Raw genomic sequence first — 769 nt, 5'->3', positions numbered from 1 at the left:
GAATAGAACAATTCGCCGAGGGCATGTCTATGGAACCGGGTACCGCGGGCGTCGAGACATCGTGCAACGATAGCTCCGAGAAAGGCGCGGCGGATGTACGACCTAAGTCACCTGACGTGAAGTCGTCACGTATGGATGGACTGGCGGCAGCTTTTGGTATGGGCGTCGGAGGCGCGACTTTCGGGACATTGGCGCTGCTCGGTTTCGTGACGATCCTTCTCCAGGTAGAATGGCTGTACCTTGCGCTTCGCCTTCTCGGCGGCCTCTATCTCGTCTATCTCGGTATCCGCATATGGCGCGGCGCGTCGGAACCGTTCGACATCGCGGACGCGGGCGTGGCGCGACAGTCTTCGATGTATCGGTCGTTCACGTTGGGGCTAGTCATCTAGCTAAGCAATCCGAAGACCGCGATTGTATGCGAGCATCTTCGCGGCACTCCCGCCCGCGTCGGCCCCGAGGAGGCATGTGCACTCTAGACTATCGAAAATAACGTTGAACTGGCTCGCCGGCGGTGCCTGAGGCTGTCGCGCATCGGATCAGACCGCTTGCGGAGAATTTCACAGGCCCACACGAACACAGAAAGAACGAGCGGCGGCGGCTAACGCTATGATTACGCTCGGATATCGCGTTCTGCTAGATGTTTGATCCCAAGGTTTGATGGTGCAGTCTTCTCACGCGAGTGGAAGGATGCGCTGTGGGACAGGTTCACCATGGGAGCGCCACGACGACAGCGGCAGTCCGTCGAGCGATACAGCATAGTCAAGCGAGC

At 58.9% G+C, this 769-nt stretch carries 1 protein-coding gene and 1 pseudogene (1 of these 2 cut by a window edge); both read left to right on the top strand.

All coding sequences use genetic code 11. The features are described from left to right. A partial coding sequence (locus ACFE87_RS20200) for a LysE family transporter (protein ID WP_375461454.1) occupies positions 1-389 on the top strand: 389 nt, incomplete at its 5' end. A gap of 359 nt (positions 390-748) precedes the next feature. Further along, positions 749-769 (top strand): annotated as a pseudogene (locus ACFE87_RS20195) (IS481 family transposase); its annotated part runs 188 nt beyond the window's last position; the annotation flags it as partial.

It is taken from the genome of uncultured Enterovirga sp. (assembly GCF_964242715.1).
Taxonomy (GTDB): domain Bacteria; phylum Pseudomonadota; class Alphaproteobacteria; order Rhizobiales; family Beijerinckiaceae; genus Enterovirga.
The sequence above is the reverse complement of the archived record's forward strand: the minus strand, read 5'-3'. Positions and strand labels throughout refer to the sequence as shown.